At 68.4% G+C, this 14,402-nt stretch carries 11 protein-coding genes, 1 tRNA gene and 1 pseudogene; 10 read left to right on the top strand and 3 right to left on the bottom strand.

What is annotated here, in order from left to right:
- Positions 1-451: 451 nt before the first annotated feature.
- The 6 genes from HMPREF1868_RS08990 (at position 452) to HMPREF1868_RS09015 (ending at position 8,043) form a co-directional block, all read left to right on the top strand.
- A complete protein-coding gene (locus tag HMPREF1868_RS08990) occupies positions 452-1,102 on the top strand; it encodes an MptD family putative ECF transporter S component (RefSeq protein ID WP_009278576.1) in 651 nt (216 codons plus the stop codon).
- Complete coding sequence (locus tag HMPREF1868_RS08995) at positions 1,102-1,827, top strand: energy-coupling factor transporter transmembrane component T (protein WP_062531739.1); 726 nt, start codon at positions 1,102-1,104, stop codon at positions 1,825-1,827. Before HMPREF1868_RS08990 ends, HMPREF1868_RS08995 begins: the two co-directional genes overlap by 1 nt.
- Entirely contained in the window at positions 1,824-3,284 is a 1,461-nt protein-coding gene (locus HMPREF1868_RS09000) for an ABC transporter ATP-binding protein (protein ID WP_009278578.1), read from the top strand. The genes HMPREF1868_RS08995 and HMPREF1868_RS09000 overlap by 4 nt, the downstream gene beginning before the upstream one ends.
- The gene (locus HMPREF1868_RS09005; RefSeq protein ID WP_009278579.1) at positions 3,268-4,248 is read left to right on the top strand and encodes a helix-turn-helix domain-containing protein; all 981 of its coding nucleotides are present in this window, start codon (positions 3,268-3,270) and stop codon (positions 4,246-4,248) included. Before HMPREF1868_RS09000 ends, HMPREF1868_RS09005 begins: the two co-directional genes overlap by 17 nt.
- Positions 4,249-4,414: 166 nt before the next feature.
- Complete coding sequence (locus HMPREF1868_RS09010; protein ID WP_197414994.1) at positions 4,415-6,286, top strand: ABC transporter ATP-binding protein; 1,872 nt, start codon at positions 4,415-4,417, stop codon at positions 6,284-6,286.
- Positions 6,280-8,043: an ABC transporter ATP-binding protein gene (locus HMPREF1868_RS09015; RefSeq protein ID WP_062531740.1), complete on the top strand. Its 1,764-nt coding sequence runs from the start codon at positions 6,280-6,282 to the stop codon at positions 8,041-8,043. Before HMPREF1868_RS09010 ends, HMPREF1868_RS09015 begins: the two co-directional genes overlap by 7 nt.
- 531 nt (positions 8,044-8,574) lie before the next feature.
- On the opposite strand, the gene HMPREF1868_RS09020 is transcribed toward HMPREF1868_RS09015, so the two are convergent.
- Both HMPREF1868_RS09020 and HMPREF1868_RS09025 read right to left on the bottom strand, forming a co-directional pair.
- Positions 8,575-9,624 (bottom strand): threonine aldolase family protein, encoded by a 1,050-nt coding sequence (locus HMPREF1868_RS09020; protein ID WP_062531741.1) that lies wholly within the window; start codon positions 9,622-9,624, stop codon positions 8,575-8,577.
- A 148-nt stretch (positions 9,625-9,772) separates the two neighbouring features.
- Positions 9,773-9,847: transfer RNA gene (locus HMPREF1868_RS09025), tRNA-Gln, on the bottom strand.
- Between the two features lie 275 nt (positions 9,848-10,122).
- Between HMPREF1868_RS09025 and HMPREF1868_RS10070 the strand changes: the two genes are divergently transcribed.
- The 3 genes and pseudogenes from HMPREF1868_RS10070 (at position 10,123) to HMPREF1868_RS10150 (ending at position 11,700) form a co-directional block, all read left to right on the top strand.
- The gene (locus HMPREF1868_RS10070) at positions 10,123-10,278 is read left to right on the top strand and encodes a hypothetical protein (protein ID WP_231782284.1); all 156 of its coding nucleotides are present in this window, start codon (positions 10,123-10,125) and stop codon (positions 10,276-10,278) included.
- 27 nt (positions 10,279-10,305) lie between these two features.
- Positions 10,306-11,145, top strand: a pseudogene (locus HMPREF1868_RS10145) (PTS transporter subunit EIIC); the annotation flags it as partial.
- Between the two features lie 78 nt (positions 11,146-11,223).
- On the top strand, positions 11,224-11,700 hold the full coding sequence (locus HMPREF1868_RS10150) for a glucose PTS transporter subunit EIIB (RefSeq protein ID WP_255353953.1): 477 nt from the start codon (positions 11,224-11,226) through the stop codon (positions 11,698-11,700).
- Positions 11,701-11,958: 258 nt separating this feature from the next.
- On the opposite strand, the gene HMPREF1868_RS09035 is transcribed toward HMPREF1868_RS10150, so the two are convergent.
- On the bottom strand, positions 11,959-12,678 hold the full coding sequence (locus HMPREF1868_RS09035) for a GntR family transcriptional regulator (RefSeq protein WP_009278586.1): 720 nt from the start codon (positions 12,676-12,678) through the stop codon (positions 11,959-11,961).
- Positions 12,679-13,024: 346 nt separating this feature from the next.
- On the opposite strand from HMPREF1868_RS09035, the gene HMPREF1868_RS09040 reads away from it, so the two are divergent.
- Positions 13,025-14,344 (top strand): ABC transporter substrate-binding protein, encoded by a 1,320-nt coding sequence (locus HMPREF1868_RS09040; RefSeq protein WP_062531742.1) that lies wholly within the window; start codon positions 13,025-13,027, stop codon positions 14,342-14,344.
- Positions 14,345-14,402 lie beyond the last annotated feature (58 nt).

The raw sequence follows: 14,402 nt of genomic DNA on the forward strand, positions 1-14,402 counted from the left end.
CGTCTTGTCGCTCCGCATCGCCCCAGTTGGCGCGCGACAGTCGCGCGCGTTGGGCGCTTTCGGCGCAAGCGGAGACGCGTTCGGCGCTCTCGACGCGGAGAGAGGCGCATTGGACGTCGCAGAGGCGCCATCGCACGCGTTCGGCGTGCACGGCGTCGAGTGGCGCGCACGAAACGCCGCCGGCGTCGAGTGGCGCGCGTCGGGCGCCCCCGCGACAGCCTCCGCACGCGTCGGACGCCCCGCGACAGGCCCCGCGGCGGAGAACGAGGAAGCAACTCGTAGCGCCTCCGCGTGCGAGCTACTCGCGCTTCCTGTCCAAATGGACCATTCGCGTCCTAACGGACTAGGGAGGTGCGAGGCAAGATGCTAAGCTCTTCCAACAGTAACCCTAAGCTAACTCCTTGCGAGTCCCATCGGGCTGGCTCGCAGGGCTTCTCGGAAAGGAAGACTCATGAGCGCACGCATACCCGCAAACGGCGACGCAAACGCCGGCGCCGCCTCCACCACCCCCTCCACAGACCTGGGCCTCAAGGGGCGCGACCTCATAACCATCGGCATCTTCACGGCCCTCTACTTCGCGCTGACCATGATTCCCATGTTCGTCTCGGGCATCCACCCCATGGTCTGGGCGTTCTTCCCCGCCATGGCAGCCATCCTGGGGTCCGTTCCCTTCATGCTGCTGTGTTCGCGCGTGCGGAAGCCCTTCGCCATCCTCATCATGGGCTCGGTGATGTGCCTCATCACCCTCACAGGCAGCTTCACGCCCCTCATCGTGGGGCTCTTCGTGGGCGGCGCTCTCCTGGCGGAGCTCGCGCGCTACCTGACCCACTACGAGCGCTACCTGGGCAACGCCGTCGCCTTCGCGTTCTTCTCCCTGGGCTGGCTGGGGTCGCCCCTGCCCATCTGGCTCTTCCACGACGCCTTCGCGGCCCACATCGCGCAGGCGGGCATGCCGGCCGAGTACGTCGCGCAGCTCGTCTCGGTCTCCGACCCCATCTGGATGGCGGCCTGCATAGGGGCGACCGTCGCGTGCGCGTGCCTTGGCTCCCTGCTCACGCGCGCGCTGTTCAGGAAGCACTTCGAGAGGGCGGGGCTCGTATAGTGGGACTCCCTGCCACCTCGCGTTCGCGGCAGGGGCATGGGGGAGAGGGGCGCGGCGGGCTCCTGAGGCTCGACCCGCGCACGCTCCTGGGGCTCCTCGTGGCTTCGACGCTGCTCTCGTTCCTCGGGCTTCCCCTGTGGCTCGAGGCGACCCTCGTCCTTGTGCTTGCCCTCCTCCAGGCGGCCTGCGGACATGCGGCGCTCGCCGTGCGCTCCGTCGTGACGTATGTCGTCGTGGTCGCTACGCTCGACCTCGTGCTGGCCCGGCTGGGCATCGTGTTCGTCTCGGCGTTCACCTACTCCCTCTCGCTTGCACGCTCCGTCTTCCTGTGCGGCATGTGCTGCGCCCTCATCGTCGCGGAGTGCAGCGTGCATCGCGCCGCAGCAGCGCTGCGTGCCCTGCATGCGCCCGAGCCCCTCATCATTCCGTTCTCCACCACCCTGCGCTACTTCCCGACTCTCGTGCGGGACGCCGGCCACATCCGCGACGCCATGGCCCTGCGCGACATCCCTCCTCTCGAGCGCCTCGAGGCCTTCGTGGTGCCCCTCATGGTCTGCGCCACCAACACGGCCGACGACCTCTCGCGTGCGGCGGTGTGCCGGGGCATCGAGGACCCCTCGCGCGTGACGGACACCGATGGCCTGCGCATGCGCATGGCCGACTGGGCTGCGCTCGCATCGGCGGCGCTCGCGGTGGCCGTGGTGCGCAGCGGGGTGCTCCTGTGAGCGCGCCGGTCCCCGTGGCGTCGCTGCGGGACGTCGGCTGCCTCGCAGGAAAGAGGGCCCTCCTGGCGGACGTGTGCCTCGACGTCGGGCCCGGCGAGTGCGTCCTGCTCTGCGGGCGCTCCGGCTCCGGCAAGACCACCCTCACCAAGTGCATGAACGGCCTCGTCCCCGCGCTCGAGCCGGGGCTCGAGCGCACGGGCGAGCTACGCGTCCTGGGCATGGAGCCCCTGTCGTGCGAGACCTGGGAGCTCGCGCGCGTGGTCGGATCCGTCTTCCAGAACCCGAGGTCCCAGTTCTACCACCTCACGTCGACCGACGAGCTCGCCTTCGGCCTCGAGAACCGCGGGACCGACGCGGCCCGCATCGCCGCGCGCGTGCGCGAGGTGGTGTCGGACATGGGTCTGGAACGCCTCCTGGACCGCGACGTGTCCCGCATGAGCGGGGGAGAGAGGCAGGCGCTCGTGTTCGCCTCCGTCGCCGTGGCCGACCCGGAGCTCTACGTCCTGGACGAGCCCACCGCCAACCTGGACGAACGGGCGACGTCGGTGCTCCACGACCAGATCGCCGCCGTCCTCGCGCGGGGCAAGACCGTCGTGGTGGCCGAGCATCGCCTGGCCTTCCTCTCTGACCTCGTCACCAGGGCGCTCCTGGTCGAGGACGGACGCATCGTGCGAGAGATGGGCGCGGGCGAGCTCGCCTCCCTCACCGAGGGAGAGAGGCTGGCCCTGGGGCTGAGGGCGACGCTGCCGAGCCAGGTCCCCGCGCCCCACGTGGCCCCGGTGCCGTCCGAGGACGCCCCGGCGCTGGGAGAGGGCCTCTCCCTTCGCGGCCTCTCCGTGCTGCGTCATGGCAGGCAGGTCTTCTCTCCCCTGAGCCTCGACGCTCCCCGTGGCATGGTCACGGGAATCGTGGGTGCCAACGGCGCCGGCAAGTCCACCCTCCTGCGCGCCCTGGCCGGCCTCGAGCGACGGACCCAGGGCCGCGTGACGCTCGACGGCGTCCCGCAGTCGGGGCGCAGGCGGCGCAGGCGCTGCTCCATGGTCATGCAGGACGTCAACCACCAGCTGTTCAGCGACAGCGTGCGCGGGGAGTGCGAGCTCTCCTGCCGGGCGCGCGGGGACCTGGACGACCGTGGGGAGTACGGTGGCGTCGACGCCGTGCTCCGGTCGCTGGACCTCACGGACCTCGCCGAGCGACACCCCATGTCGCTCTCCGGCGGTCAGAAGCAGCGCCTGGCAATAGCCTGCGCGATGCTCTCGGGCAGGCCCGTCGCACTCTTCGACGAGCCGACGAGCGGCCTGGACCTCGGTCACATGATCGAGGTGAGCGCCCTCATGAGGAGGCTCGCTGACGCGGGGACGGCCGTGCTCGTGGCGACGCACGACTGGGAGCTTCTTGACAGGTGCTGCGACCGGGTCTTCAGGCTGGAGGGACGGGGCGATGGAATGGCGGGGTGACGGGGACGACGCGATGCGGCTCCTGATGGACGAGCTCGACCAGGCCGACAACATGAGCGTGAGCAGGGAGGGGGAGGGCTGCCGCATCACGGTGAAGAGCGATTCCGGCACGGGGTCGATGCTCTTCTACGAGGTCATGCCCGGCGTCATTCTCACCTACAACGACTTCCACATGGCCGAGTGCTACTCGGGGTTCTCGCGGAGCTCCGACTACCTGAGCGTCAACCACTGCCGCGAGGGGCGCCTCGAGCAGCTCATGCCCGGCGGGACCTACTCCTACACCTCGGCGGGTGACCTCAAGCTCGACGACATCTCGCACCATGCGGGGAACTACGTCTTCCCCGTCGAGCACTACCACGGCATCAGCATCGGCTTCGACGTCGCGGCCTGCAGCGACGGCGTGAGGGAGGCTCTCGGGAACCAGGCCCCGGACGTCTCGGAGCTCCGCCGCCGATTCTGCCGCGGGGGGAGCCCCTACGTGCTGCATGACTTCACGGAGGCGGAGGAGGTCTTCGCGGGTCTCTACCACGTGCGCCCGGCCATCCGCAGGCCCTTCGCCCGCCTCCGGGCGCTCGAGCTGCTGCTCCTGCTCTCGCAGCTGGAGTACGACGAGTCCTGCCATGCCGTCGAGTACTTCACGTGCGCGCAGGTGCAGAAGGTCAAGGAGGCCCGCCGCATCATGGTGGCGGACCTCATGAGCATCCATACCGTGGGAGAGCTGGCGGCTTGCGTCGGCATGCCGACGACGGCCTTCAAGGCCTGCTTCAAGGGCGTCTTCGGCCTGCCGCCCTATGCCTACCTGCGCTCGTATCGCATGGAGCGGGCGGCCGCGTTGCTGCGGTCGGGCAAGCTGTCCGTCGCGGCCATCGGCGCCCAGGTGGGCTACGACAGCCCGTCCAAGTTCACCGCGGCCTTCAAGGCGGTCATGGGGCTCACCCCCACGTCCTACCGCCGGGGGCAGTAGGGCACGTGTCGCGGCACAGGCCCGGGAACTTTCCTGTCCGGACGGGCCATTCGAGGCCACATGGGGCGGAAGTGCCAGCTCCAAGCACATAGAGTTCCCTGTCAGGACGGATTCCTTGTCCCGCCGCAGACGTCGGCGGGCTTCCTGAGGCGATGGAGGTGCCTGTATGGCAGAGGCCAGCGGAAGCGGTGGCAGGATTGGCGTCCCTGACGGTGGGGGCGGAAAGGGACGGAGAAGGGACACGCGTGGCTGGGTCTCCACGCTCCTCTCGTACGCTGGACGCTGTCGGGGCAAGATGGCGGCCTCGGTGCTGCTCTCGCTCCTGAGCGTGGGGGCGGGACTGGTGCCCTACTATGCGATCTATCGCGTGCTCGACGTGGTGCTCTTGGGGGGCGGCTGGGACGGGGTCGTGCCCTGGCTCGTCGTGGCGGTCGTGGCCCACGTCGCCACACGCCTGCTCTTCGCGGGCTCCACGCTCCTCTCGCACATCTCCGCCTACACCATCCTGGCCGACCTGCGCTATGACGTGGCGAGGAAGCTCATGCGCGCGTCGCTGGGCACCGCCACCTCCAAGGGCGTGGGATCGCTCAAAAACCTGCTCGTGGACCGCATCGAGTCCATCGAGGTGCCTCTCGCCCACATGATCCCCGAGCTCACGGGCAACCTGCTGCTCTCGCTGGGCATCCTCGCGTGGCTGTGGGCGGTGGACTGGCGCATGGCCCTGGCCTGCGCGGCGACCGTCCCCGTGGGCTTCCTCGTGTTCGCGAGCGGCTTTGCCAGCTACAACAGGATGTACGCCGGCTACATGGAGGCGAGCGACCACGTCAACAGCGTGATGGTCGAGTACATAGAGGGCATCCGCGTGGTGAAGGCCTTCAACCAGACCTCGGGGTCCTACAGGCGCTATGCGGACGCCGTGCGGGCGTTTCGCGACTACACGCTGGGATGGTTCAAGGCGACCTGGGTCACGCAGAACCTCGCCCTGGCGGTCATTCCCACCACGCTCCTGGGCGTGGTGCCCGCCGGCCTTGCGCTCTACCTCGAAGGCAGTCTCGACGCCGCCCAGTTCGCCCTCTGTTGCGTGCTCGCCCTGGCCGTGGTCATGCCCGTCACCTACCTGGGCGCCAGCTTCAACGTCGCCAACAACGTCTCCTACGCCATCGCGGACGCGAGGGAGTTCCTCGACCTTCCCGAGCTCCCCCAGCCCAGCGCCCGTGCGGACGTGCGGGGGCGGGGACTCGTCCTCGAGGGCGTGCGCTTCTCGTACGGGGAAGGTCGCGACGAGGTGCTGCACGGCGTCGACCTGGAGGTGGGGGAGGGCGAGTTCCTGGCCCTGGTTGGCCCCTCCGGCTCGGGCAAGTCGACCATCGCGCGGCTCGTCGCCCGCCACTGGGACGTCATTGCGGGCTCGGTGCGCATAGGTGGGCGAGACGTGCGCGACATGCCGCTCGACCAGCTCTCGGAGCTGGTGAGCTACGTGTCGCAGGACGACTACCTGCTGGCAGGGACCCTGCTCGACAACGTGCGCCTGGGGAGGCCGGGCGCCACGGACGAGGAGGTCCTGGCTGCCGCACGGGCCGCGAGCTGCGAGGAGTTCGTCTCTCGCCTGCCCCAGGGGTGGCAGACGCCGGCGGGCGAGGCGGGCCATGCCCTCTCGGGCGGGGAGCGGCAGCGCATCTGCATCGCGCGGGCGATTCTCAAGGACGCGCCGATCGTCGTCTTCGACGAGGCGACTGCCTTCGCCGACCCCCAGAACGAGGCGCGCATTCAGGCCTCGGTGGCCCGTCTGGCCAGGGGAAAGACCCTGGTGGTCATCGCGCACCGCCTCTCGACCATCACGGGGGCGGACCAGATCGCCGTGGTGAGCGAGGGGGCGATAGTTGCGCGTGGCACCCACGAGCAGCTCCTGGAGGGTTGCGAGCTGTATCGGGGCATGTGGCAGGCGCACGTGGGGGCCAGCTCCTGGGCGGCGGGGTCGCGCGGTGCAGCGGGTGCCTCGGAAGCGTCGGACAAGAAGGGGGATGACCGGTCATGCTGAGGGTCATCAGGAGGATCGTCGCGTGGTGTGGCTCGTATGGCTGGCGCGTCTACCTGGGCATGGCCATCTCTGTCCTGAGCGCGATTGCCATCGCGTCGCCCGCCTTCGTGGCGGCGCTTACCATGGGGCGTGTGGTCGAGGACGCCCAGGGAGGAGCCCCGCCCGACCCCTCCCTGGTGTGGCAGAGCGCGCTCGCGATCCTGGCCTGCGTGCTCCTGCGCTTCGCGGTCTCCTACGCGAAGAACCGCATCCAGGAGAGCGTGGGCTACGAGCGCGCGCCGGAGGTCCGCATAGAGGTCGGCGACGTGCTCAAGCGCGTGCCCCTGGGATACTTCTCGCGGGTGAGCACAGGTGACATACTCTCGACCGTGACCACCAACCTCTCGACCCTCGAGCTGGAGGGCGTGCGCCAGGCCGACGCCGCAGTGGGCGGCTACCTCTCTGCCGCGGTCATCACGGCGTGGCTCTTCTCGGTGAGCCCCTGGTGCGGCATGGTGTCGGTGTGCGCCGTCCTGGCTACCCTCCCCACCCTGAGGGCGGTCAACCGCGCGAGCGCCCGCCTCGCCGCCCGGGCGCATGCCGACCAGGAGCGCCTGTCCGGCTCGGTCGTGGAGCTCTTCAGGGGGCTGGGCATGGCGAAGTCCTACGGACATGCGGGTGCCGTGCTGAGGCCCTTCTCGGACGACGTCGACGCACTGAGCGACACGCGCGTCTCCATAGAGAAGGCCTTCACGCCCATCAACGCGCTGCACAAGGGCATCCTGGAAGTCGCCTCGGTGGCGCTGCTGGGGGTCGCCGCCGCAGGGGCGCTGGCGGGGGAGGTGCCGCTCTGGAGCTTCGTGGGCATAGCGCTCTTCTCGACCACCATCTTCGGTGCCATCGGACGGCTGACCGACGCCGCCCACATGTTCGCCGACCTCGATGACGTGCTCGACCGCCTGGAGCGCATAGAGAAGGCCCCGTTCATCGACGGGGACGGGCGGGACGTGGTGCCGGAGCGCCACGACATACGCCTCGAGCACGTGAGCTTCTCGTACGAGGGACGCGACGGCGTCAGGCGAGAGGTGCTGCACGACGTGAGCCTGGACGTCCCGGAGGGATCGACCTGCGCGATTGTGGGGCCGAGCGGCTCGGGCAAGACCACCGTCTCGAGCCTCATGGCGCGCTTCTGGGACGTCGACTCCGGCAGGGTGTGCGTGGGCGGACACGACGTGCGCGAGTTCACCTGCGACAGCCTTCTGCAGAACTTCTCGATGGTGTTCCAGGACGTCTACCTCTTCGACGACACGATAGAGGCGAACATCGCCTTCGGGTGCGAGGGGGCCACGCACGAGCAGGTGGTCAAGGCGGCGCGGCGCGCGCGGTGCGACGAGTTCGTGAGCCAGCTGCCGCAGGGCTACGACACGGTGGTGGGAGAGGGTGGGAGTGCCCTCTCGGGCGGCGAGCGCCAGCGCGTCTCCATCGCGCGAGCCCTGCTCAAGGACGCTCCCATCGTCATCCTCGACGAGGCGACCGCCAGCATGGACCCCGAGAACGAGAGGCTGGTGCAGCTCGCGCTCACGGAGCTGACGCGCGACAAGACTGTCGTGGTCATCGCGCACCGCCTGCCCACGGTGGAGCAGGCCGACCAGATCCTGGTCATGGACCAGGGTCGCATAGTGCAGCGGGGCACGCACCGGGAGCTTCTGGAGCGAGAGGGGCTCTACCGCGACTTCGTGGAGGCACGTGCCCAGGCCGAGGGCTGGCGATTGGGCTAGGCTTCGGACTGGGCCCGAACGGGCTCCCGCCCCCAGGATCTTGCGGCGTTGAGCGTGCATGACGCGCCTCGCGTCCAGCGTTGACGTCGCCGGATGCGTCTCGCGCCTGTTCGACAACGTCCGGCGCGTCCCTGGCGCGCCCGAAAACGTCTAATGCGTCTCTGGCGCGCCCGAAAACGTCTAATGCGTCTCTCTCCTGTTCGACAACGTCCAGCGCGTCTCGAATTAGCGCGAAAACGTCCAACGCGTCTTGTCGCTCCGCATCGCCCCAGTTGGCGCGACGCCGCCGCGCGCGTTGGGCGCTCTCGGTGCAAACGGAGACGTGTTCGACGCTCTCGATGCGGAGAGAGACGCATTTGACGTCGTCGAGCTGCCGTCGCACGCGCTCGGCGTGCACGGCGCCGAGAGACGTGCGCGTGACGCCGCCGGCGCCGAGAGACGCGCGCCGGGCGCTATCGCTGCGAGCCTCGCACGTGCGAGACGCCATCGCTGCGGAGAAGAGCACGCCCTCGCGGCCGCTGCGCCCAACAGCTACGCCAGGGTCGCAGCAAACCCCAACAGCTCGTCCACGTCCTCCTGTCGCGTGGCCCAGGAGCAGACGAAGCGGATGACCTCTTCGCCCGTGGGCAGGACGGCGAAGGTCTCGGAGCCGACGGCCTCGTCGAAGGCGCGCGCCTGCTCGGGCGAGACCACGAAGAACTGCTGGTTGGTGGGGGAGTCCAGGTAGCTCCTGAAGCCCAGCCCGGCCATGCCCTCCCTGAGGCGCGCCGCGCACGTGTTGGCCTGCCGCGCCAGCCTCCAGTAGAGGGCCTCCCCGCTCCCGTCGCGCTCGAAGGCTGCCTCGAACTGAACGCCCAGGAGGCGTCCCTTGGCCATGAGGCCGCCCCTCTCCTTCACCAGATAGGGGAAGCTCCGCTTGAGCTCGGGGTCGGCGATGACCATCGCCTCGCCGAAGAGCATGCCGTTCTTGGTTCCTCCGATGTAGAAGGCACTCGCGCACTCGGCGATGTGCGTCAGGCTGAGGTCGTTGCCCTTGCTGGTGAGGGCGCTGCCCAGCCGCGCCCCGTCGACGAAGACCTTGAGCTCGTGTCCCTGGGCCCAGTCGCAGATGGCGTCGAAGCGCTCGCGACTCCACACGCCCCCGAACTCGGTCGAGTTGGTGATGTAGACCAACTTGGGAAGGGTCATGTGCCGCCCGGTGAGGGTCTGTCGCGCGTACACCTGCTCGGCCTGCTCTACCGAGAGGAAGCCGTCTGCGTCCTGGGTGGGTAGCACGGTGCGTCCACAGGCGGCGATGGCGCCGGTTTCGTGCACGTTGATGTGGGCGTCCTTGGTGCAGATGACGCCCTCCCAGTCGTGCAGCATGCCGGTCACGCCCACAACGTTAGCCGAGGTGCCGCCGATGCAGAACTCCACATTCACGTCGTCGCGGCCCACCTCGGCGCGAATGAGCTCGCGGGCCCGCTCGCAGTGAGGGTCTCCCTCGGTGTATCCCACGCACTGCTCGTCGTTGCTGCGAACGAGGGCGTCCAGGATCTGGGGTGCCGCGCCCTCGGAGTAGTCGTTCTTGAACATGCGCATGCCGCGCTCCTCTCGCCTTGCCGTTTCGTCCCGTCCATGGTGGCACCGTGCGTGCGGGCAGGGGCACATCGTGCGGACGGGCGGGGGGGGCAAAAGGAAACAAAAAAGGCGGCGGAGAGAGGCCTTCCCTCCGCCGCCGATGCCGCGTTGGCTGGGGTAGTAGGATTCGAACCCACATTCCAGGCACCAAAAACCCGTGTCCTAACCGTTGGACGATACCCCAGTGCGCTCGCCGCGCTGGGCTTGCTTCGCCCCAGTCACGCAAGCAAGGTGTAGCAGGCAGATTGTAGCAGCTGGGCAGACGGTCCGCCAGACGGGCATGGGCGCTCCTGCCTGGACGTGCCAGGACGTGCCAGGACGTGCCGACCGGTCCGCTCGCCGCGCGTCGTCGTTGCGATTCGCGAGTTCGTGCCGACGGGCCTCTCCCCATGCTATGTTCGAGGTGTGGACGTCCGGGCACAGGGGTCGGACGCGCCAGGGGCAGGGGGCCGGTGGCTCATGATGAAGGCGATCCAGCGCTTCGGCGGCACCATGTTCGTTCCCGTGATGCTCTTCACCTTCGCGGGGGTGGTCATAGGCCTTGGCACGCTCTTCACCACGTCCAGCCTCATGGGTCCCCTCGCCGCGGAGTCCAGTGCCTGGGGACAGTTCTGACGGGTCGTCCTCGCCGGCGGCTGGACCGTCTTCAACCAGCTCCCCCTGCTCTTTGCGGCATCGCTGCCCATAGGGCTCGCCCGCAAGCAGGCGAGCCGCTGCTGCATGGAGGCGCTCGTCGGCTACCTCAGCTTCAACTACTTCGTCAGTGCGATCCTAGGCGCCTGGGGTCCGGAGCTGGGCGTCGACTTCGCCGCCGAGCCGGGCGGCGCCTCCGGCCTCGCGCTCGTGGCGGGAATCAAGACCCTCGACATGGGCATGGTGGGTGCCCTCGTGGTCTCGGGCATCGTCATAGCCCTGCACGACCGCTTCTTCGACACCCGTCTGCCGGAGTGGTTGGGCGTCTTCTCGGGCTCGACCTTCGTGTACATGCTCTCGTTCTGCGCCATGCTGCCCCTGGCCGACGTGGCGGTGCTCGTCTGGCCGCGCATCCAGGCAGGAATGTGCCTGCTGCAGGCGGCCATCGTTGGCGCGGGCACGCTGGGGGTGGGGGCCTTCGTCTTCCTCGAGAGGGTGCTCATCCCCTTTGGGCTGCACCATCTCCTCTATGCGCCGGCATACTACGACAACGTAGTGGTGGGCGGGGGCATCTATGCCGCCTGGGCCAACGCCCTTCCCCAGCTCGCGGCCAGCACGGCCCCGCTCAAGGAGCTCGCGCCCTGGGCCGCCATCACGGCCACGGGCTGGTCCAAGCTCTTCGGGACGCCGGGCATCGCCGCCGCCATGTACGTCACCGCCCGGCCCCAGAACCGCCGACGCCTCCTGGCGCTCCTCGTGCCTGCCACGCTCACGGCCGTGCTCTGCGGCGTGACGGAGCCGCTAGAGTTCACCTTCCTCTTCGTGGCCCCGCCGCTCTTCGTGATGCACGCCGCCCTCGCGGCCCTGCTCTCGATGGCGATCAACCTGTTGGGGGTCGTCGGAGTCTTCTCGGGTGGCCTGATAGAGATGTCGTCCTTCAACTTCGTCCCCCTCGCCGCCACCCACGGAGGCTCCTACCTCGCGGCCCTTGGCGTGGGTGTCTGCTTCGCCCTGCTGTACTTCGTCACGTTCCGTGCGCTCATCCTGCACTTCGACTTCCTGACTCCCGGCAGGGGAGTGGGGCCCGAGTTCGAGCTTGGAAGCAAGGGCGCCTTCCGCTCGCTCCACGGCATGGAGCAGCCGGCGGTCCCCTCTGACGACCGAGACGAGCTGGCGGCGCGCCTCCTCGAGCTCCTGGGAGGGCCGCAGAACGTGGAGGACGTGAGCTGCTGCGCCACCCGCCTGCGCGTGAGCGTGGCAGACCCTGCGCTCGTCGCCGCGGACGATGAGTTCGTGCGTGCCGGGGCCGTCGGCGTCATGCGCCGCGGACAGGCGCTGCAGGTCGTGGTGGGGCTCTCCGTGGCGACGGTGCTCGAACGCCTCTGCGACCTCATCGAGGGCTGACGTCGATACGGGGGTTGCGCGCGCCTCTCGCTCATGTGCCATGCCGCGGGAGACATGATGTGGGTGGACCTCCCTGCCGCCACAGGGGCGATGTGGGTGAGAGTAACCGCCGCAAGCCCGTTGTGGGCGCTTCTCTCCTCCGCAAGCCACCCACTTCGGCCCTCTCGCGCGGGAAGTTTCGCGGGGACGCCGCCACCCTCCCGCGCGGGGAGTTTCGCCGATTTCGCCGATTCCGCCCCCGCGCCCTCGGACCTGCCCCTAGCGCCTCGAGACCGTGTTGAAGCAGAAGGCGTCCGGATGGTGCCTGACCTGCGTGTACTCGAACATCACGCCGTCGGAGTTGTACGACTGGCTCTCCACCACCGCCACGCAGTTGTAGGGGCCGAGCTCGAGGTAGCTGCAGTCCTCGTCCGTGGCGAGCTGCACCGTGATGCTGCGTCTGCTGGTGAGGATGCGCATGCCCAGTCGCTCCTCCAGGAAGGAGTAGACCGATTCCTCGGCCACCTCTGCGGTGAGGCCGGGGGCGGCGGAGGCCAGGAAGTAGTCGTGGTCCACCTGTCGTGCCACCCCGTCGAGCGACCTCACGCGGACGACGCGCAGGAGCTCCGTGCCTTCGGCGAAGCCCGTGCGATGCGCGAGCCCCGCGCTGCAGACAACATGTTCAAATGACTTGACCGAGGTGCTGGGCTCGAGACCGTTGCGTCGTGCGTACTCGCCGAAGGACTCCACGCCCTCGAGCACGCCCTGGGTGCTGTGGTCCTTGCGCTGCCAGATGACGCGCACACCACGGCCGTGCATGGGCTGCACGTAGGCGTCGTCCGCGAGCATCGAGAGGGCGCGCCTCAGGGCGTTGCGGGAGCAGCCGTACTCCTCGGTGAGGGTGCTCTCGGGGGGAAGAAACTCCTGGTAGGCATAGCTCCCCTCCTGGATCTTGCCCTTGAGGTCACGGTAGATCCCCTCGAAGATCGCCCTTGGCATGCCACTCTCCCTGCTCGTCTCGCCGTCCGCGTCGCGCACCCTAGCCTAACTCTGCGGCGACGGACGCCGCGCACATCCAACCCAGGGCTTCCAAAACTGCAGAAGATGGTAGCGCGACAGGGTCCGCCCCCGCCTAGGCTAGACGTCCACTAAAGCTCGTTTAGTCCGTTTATCGGCAGAATCGACCGTTCAGGTCTAAGTTGTTCAAACAAGTAGTACAGGCTAGCTATATTTGCAGTCAAGAGGGACGCGAGGCGTCCTTAGGCAAGAGGGACGCAAGGCGTCCCAGGACGTGCGGATGCCGGTGCCAGGGCGTGCCGGTGCGGGTGCTGAAGAGGAGAGAGACATGAAGGCGAACGACATCAGCAGGCGTGGCTTCATCGGCATGGGCGCGACGGGGCTCCTTGGCCTCGCGCTCGCGGGCTGTGGCAAGTCGGGCGACGCCGGCAGCGCAAGCTCCGGCAGTGGCGACGCCAAGAAGGGCTCGGTCTACTACCTCAACTTCAAGCCCGAGGCGGACGAGCAGTGGCAGGCCCTGGCCAAGGCATACACGGAGGAGACGGGAATTCCCGTGTCCGTCGTGACCGCCGCGTCCGACACCTACGAGGAGAAGCTCCAGAGCGAGATGTCCAAGAGCTCCGCCCCCACCCTCTTCCAGGTCAACGGTCCCGTGGGCCTGCAGAACTGGAAGGACTACTGCATAGACCTCAGCGGCAGCCAGGTCTACGGCGAGCTCTCTAACCCGGCCCTCGCGCTCAAGGCGGACGGCAAGGTCTACGGCATCGACTACGTCGAGGAGGACTACGGCATCATCTACAACAAGGAGCTGCTCCAGAAGGCAGGCTACTCCGAGGCCGACATCACCAGCTTCGCGAGCCTGAAGAAGATTGCCGACGACATCCAGGCCCGCAGGGACGAGCTGGGCGTGAAGGGCGCCTTCACCAGCGCGGGCATGGACTCCAGCTCCAACTGGCGCTACACCACCCACCTCGCCAACATGCCCATCTACTACGAGCTCAAGGCCGACGGCGAGGAGGACACCGACGCCATCAAGGGCACCTACCTGCCCAACTACAAGGACATCTTCGACCTCTACATCACCGATAGCACCGTCGACCCCGCTCAGCTCGCCTCCAAGACCGGCGACGACGCGGTCAACGAGTTCGTGAATGGCGAGGCCGTCTTCTACCAGAACGGCACCTGGTCCTACAAGGACGTCAAGTCCCTGGGCGACGACAAGCTGGGCATGCTGCCCCTCTACATCGGCGCTGCGGGCGAGGAGAAGCAGGGCATGTGCTCCGGCGGCGAGAACTACTGGTGCGTGAACAGCCAGGCCTCCGCCGACGACCAGCAGGCTACCTTCGACTTCCTCTACTGGGTCGTCACCTCCGACAAGGGCACCACCGCCCTCGCCGACGGCATGGGCTTCACCTGCCCCTTCAATTCCGCCAAGGAGACCGCCAACCCCTTCGCCAAGATTGCCAAGAAGGCCGTCGAGGACGGCAAGGAGCCCGTCACCTGGGCCTTCGTCCACATCCCCTCGGAGGAGTGGAAGAAGGGCCTCTCCAGCGCGCTGACCGCCTACGCCGCCGGAACCGCCGGCTGGGACGGCGTCCAGGCAGCCTTCGTCGACGGCTGGGCAAGGGAGAAGGCCGCGACCGCCTAGGCCGTCCCCTCTCTGCTGACGACGTCATTCCCGGGACGGGCGGCCCGCGCGCCGTCCG

Source organism: Olsenella sp. DNF00959 (assembly GCF_001553055.1).
Lineage (GTDB): Bacteria > Actinomycetota > Coriobacteriia > Coriobacteriales > Atopobiaceae > Olsenella_I > Olsenella_I phocaeensis.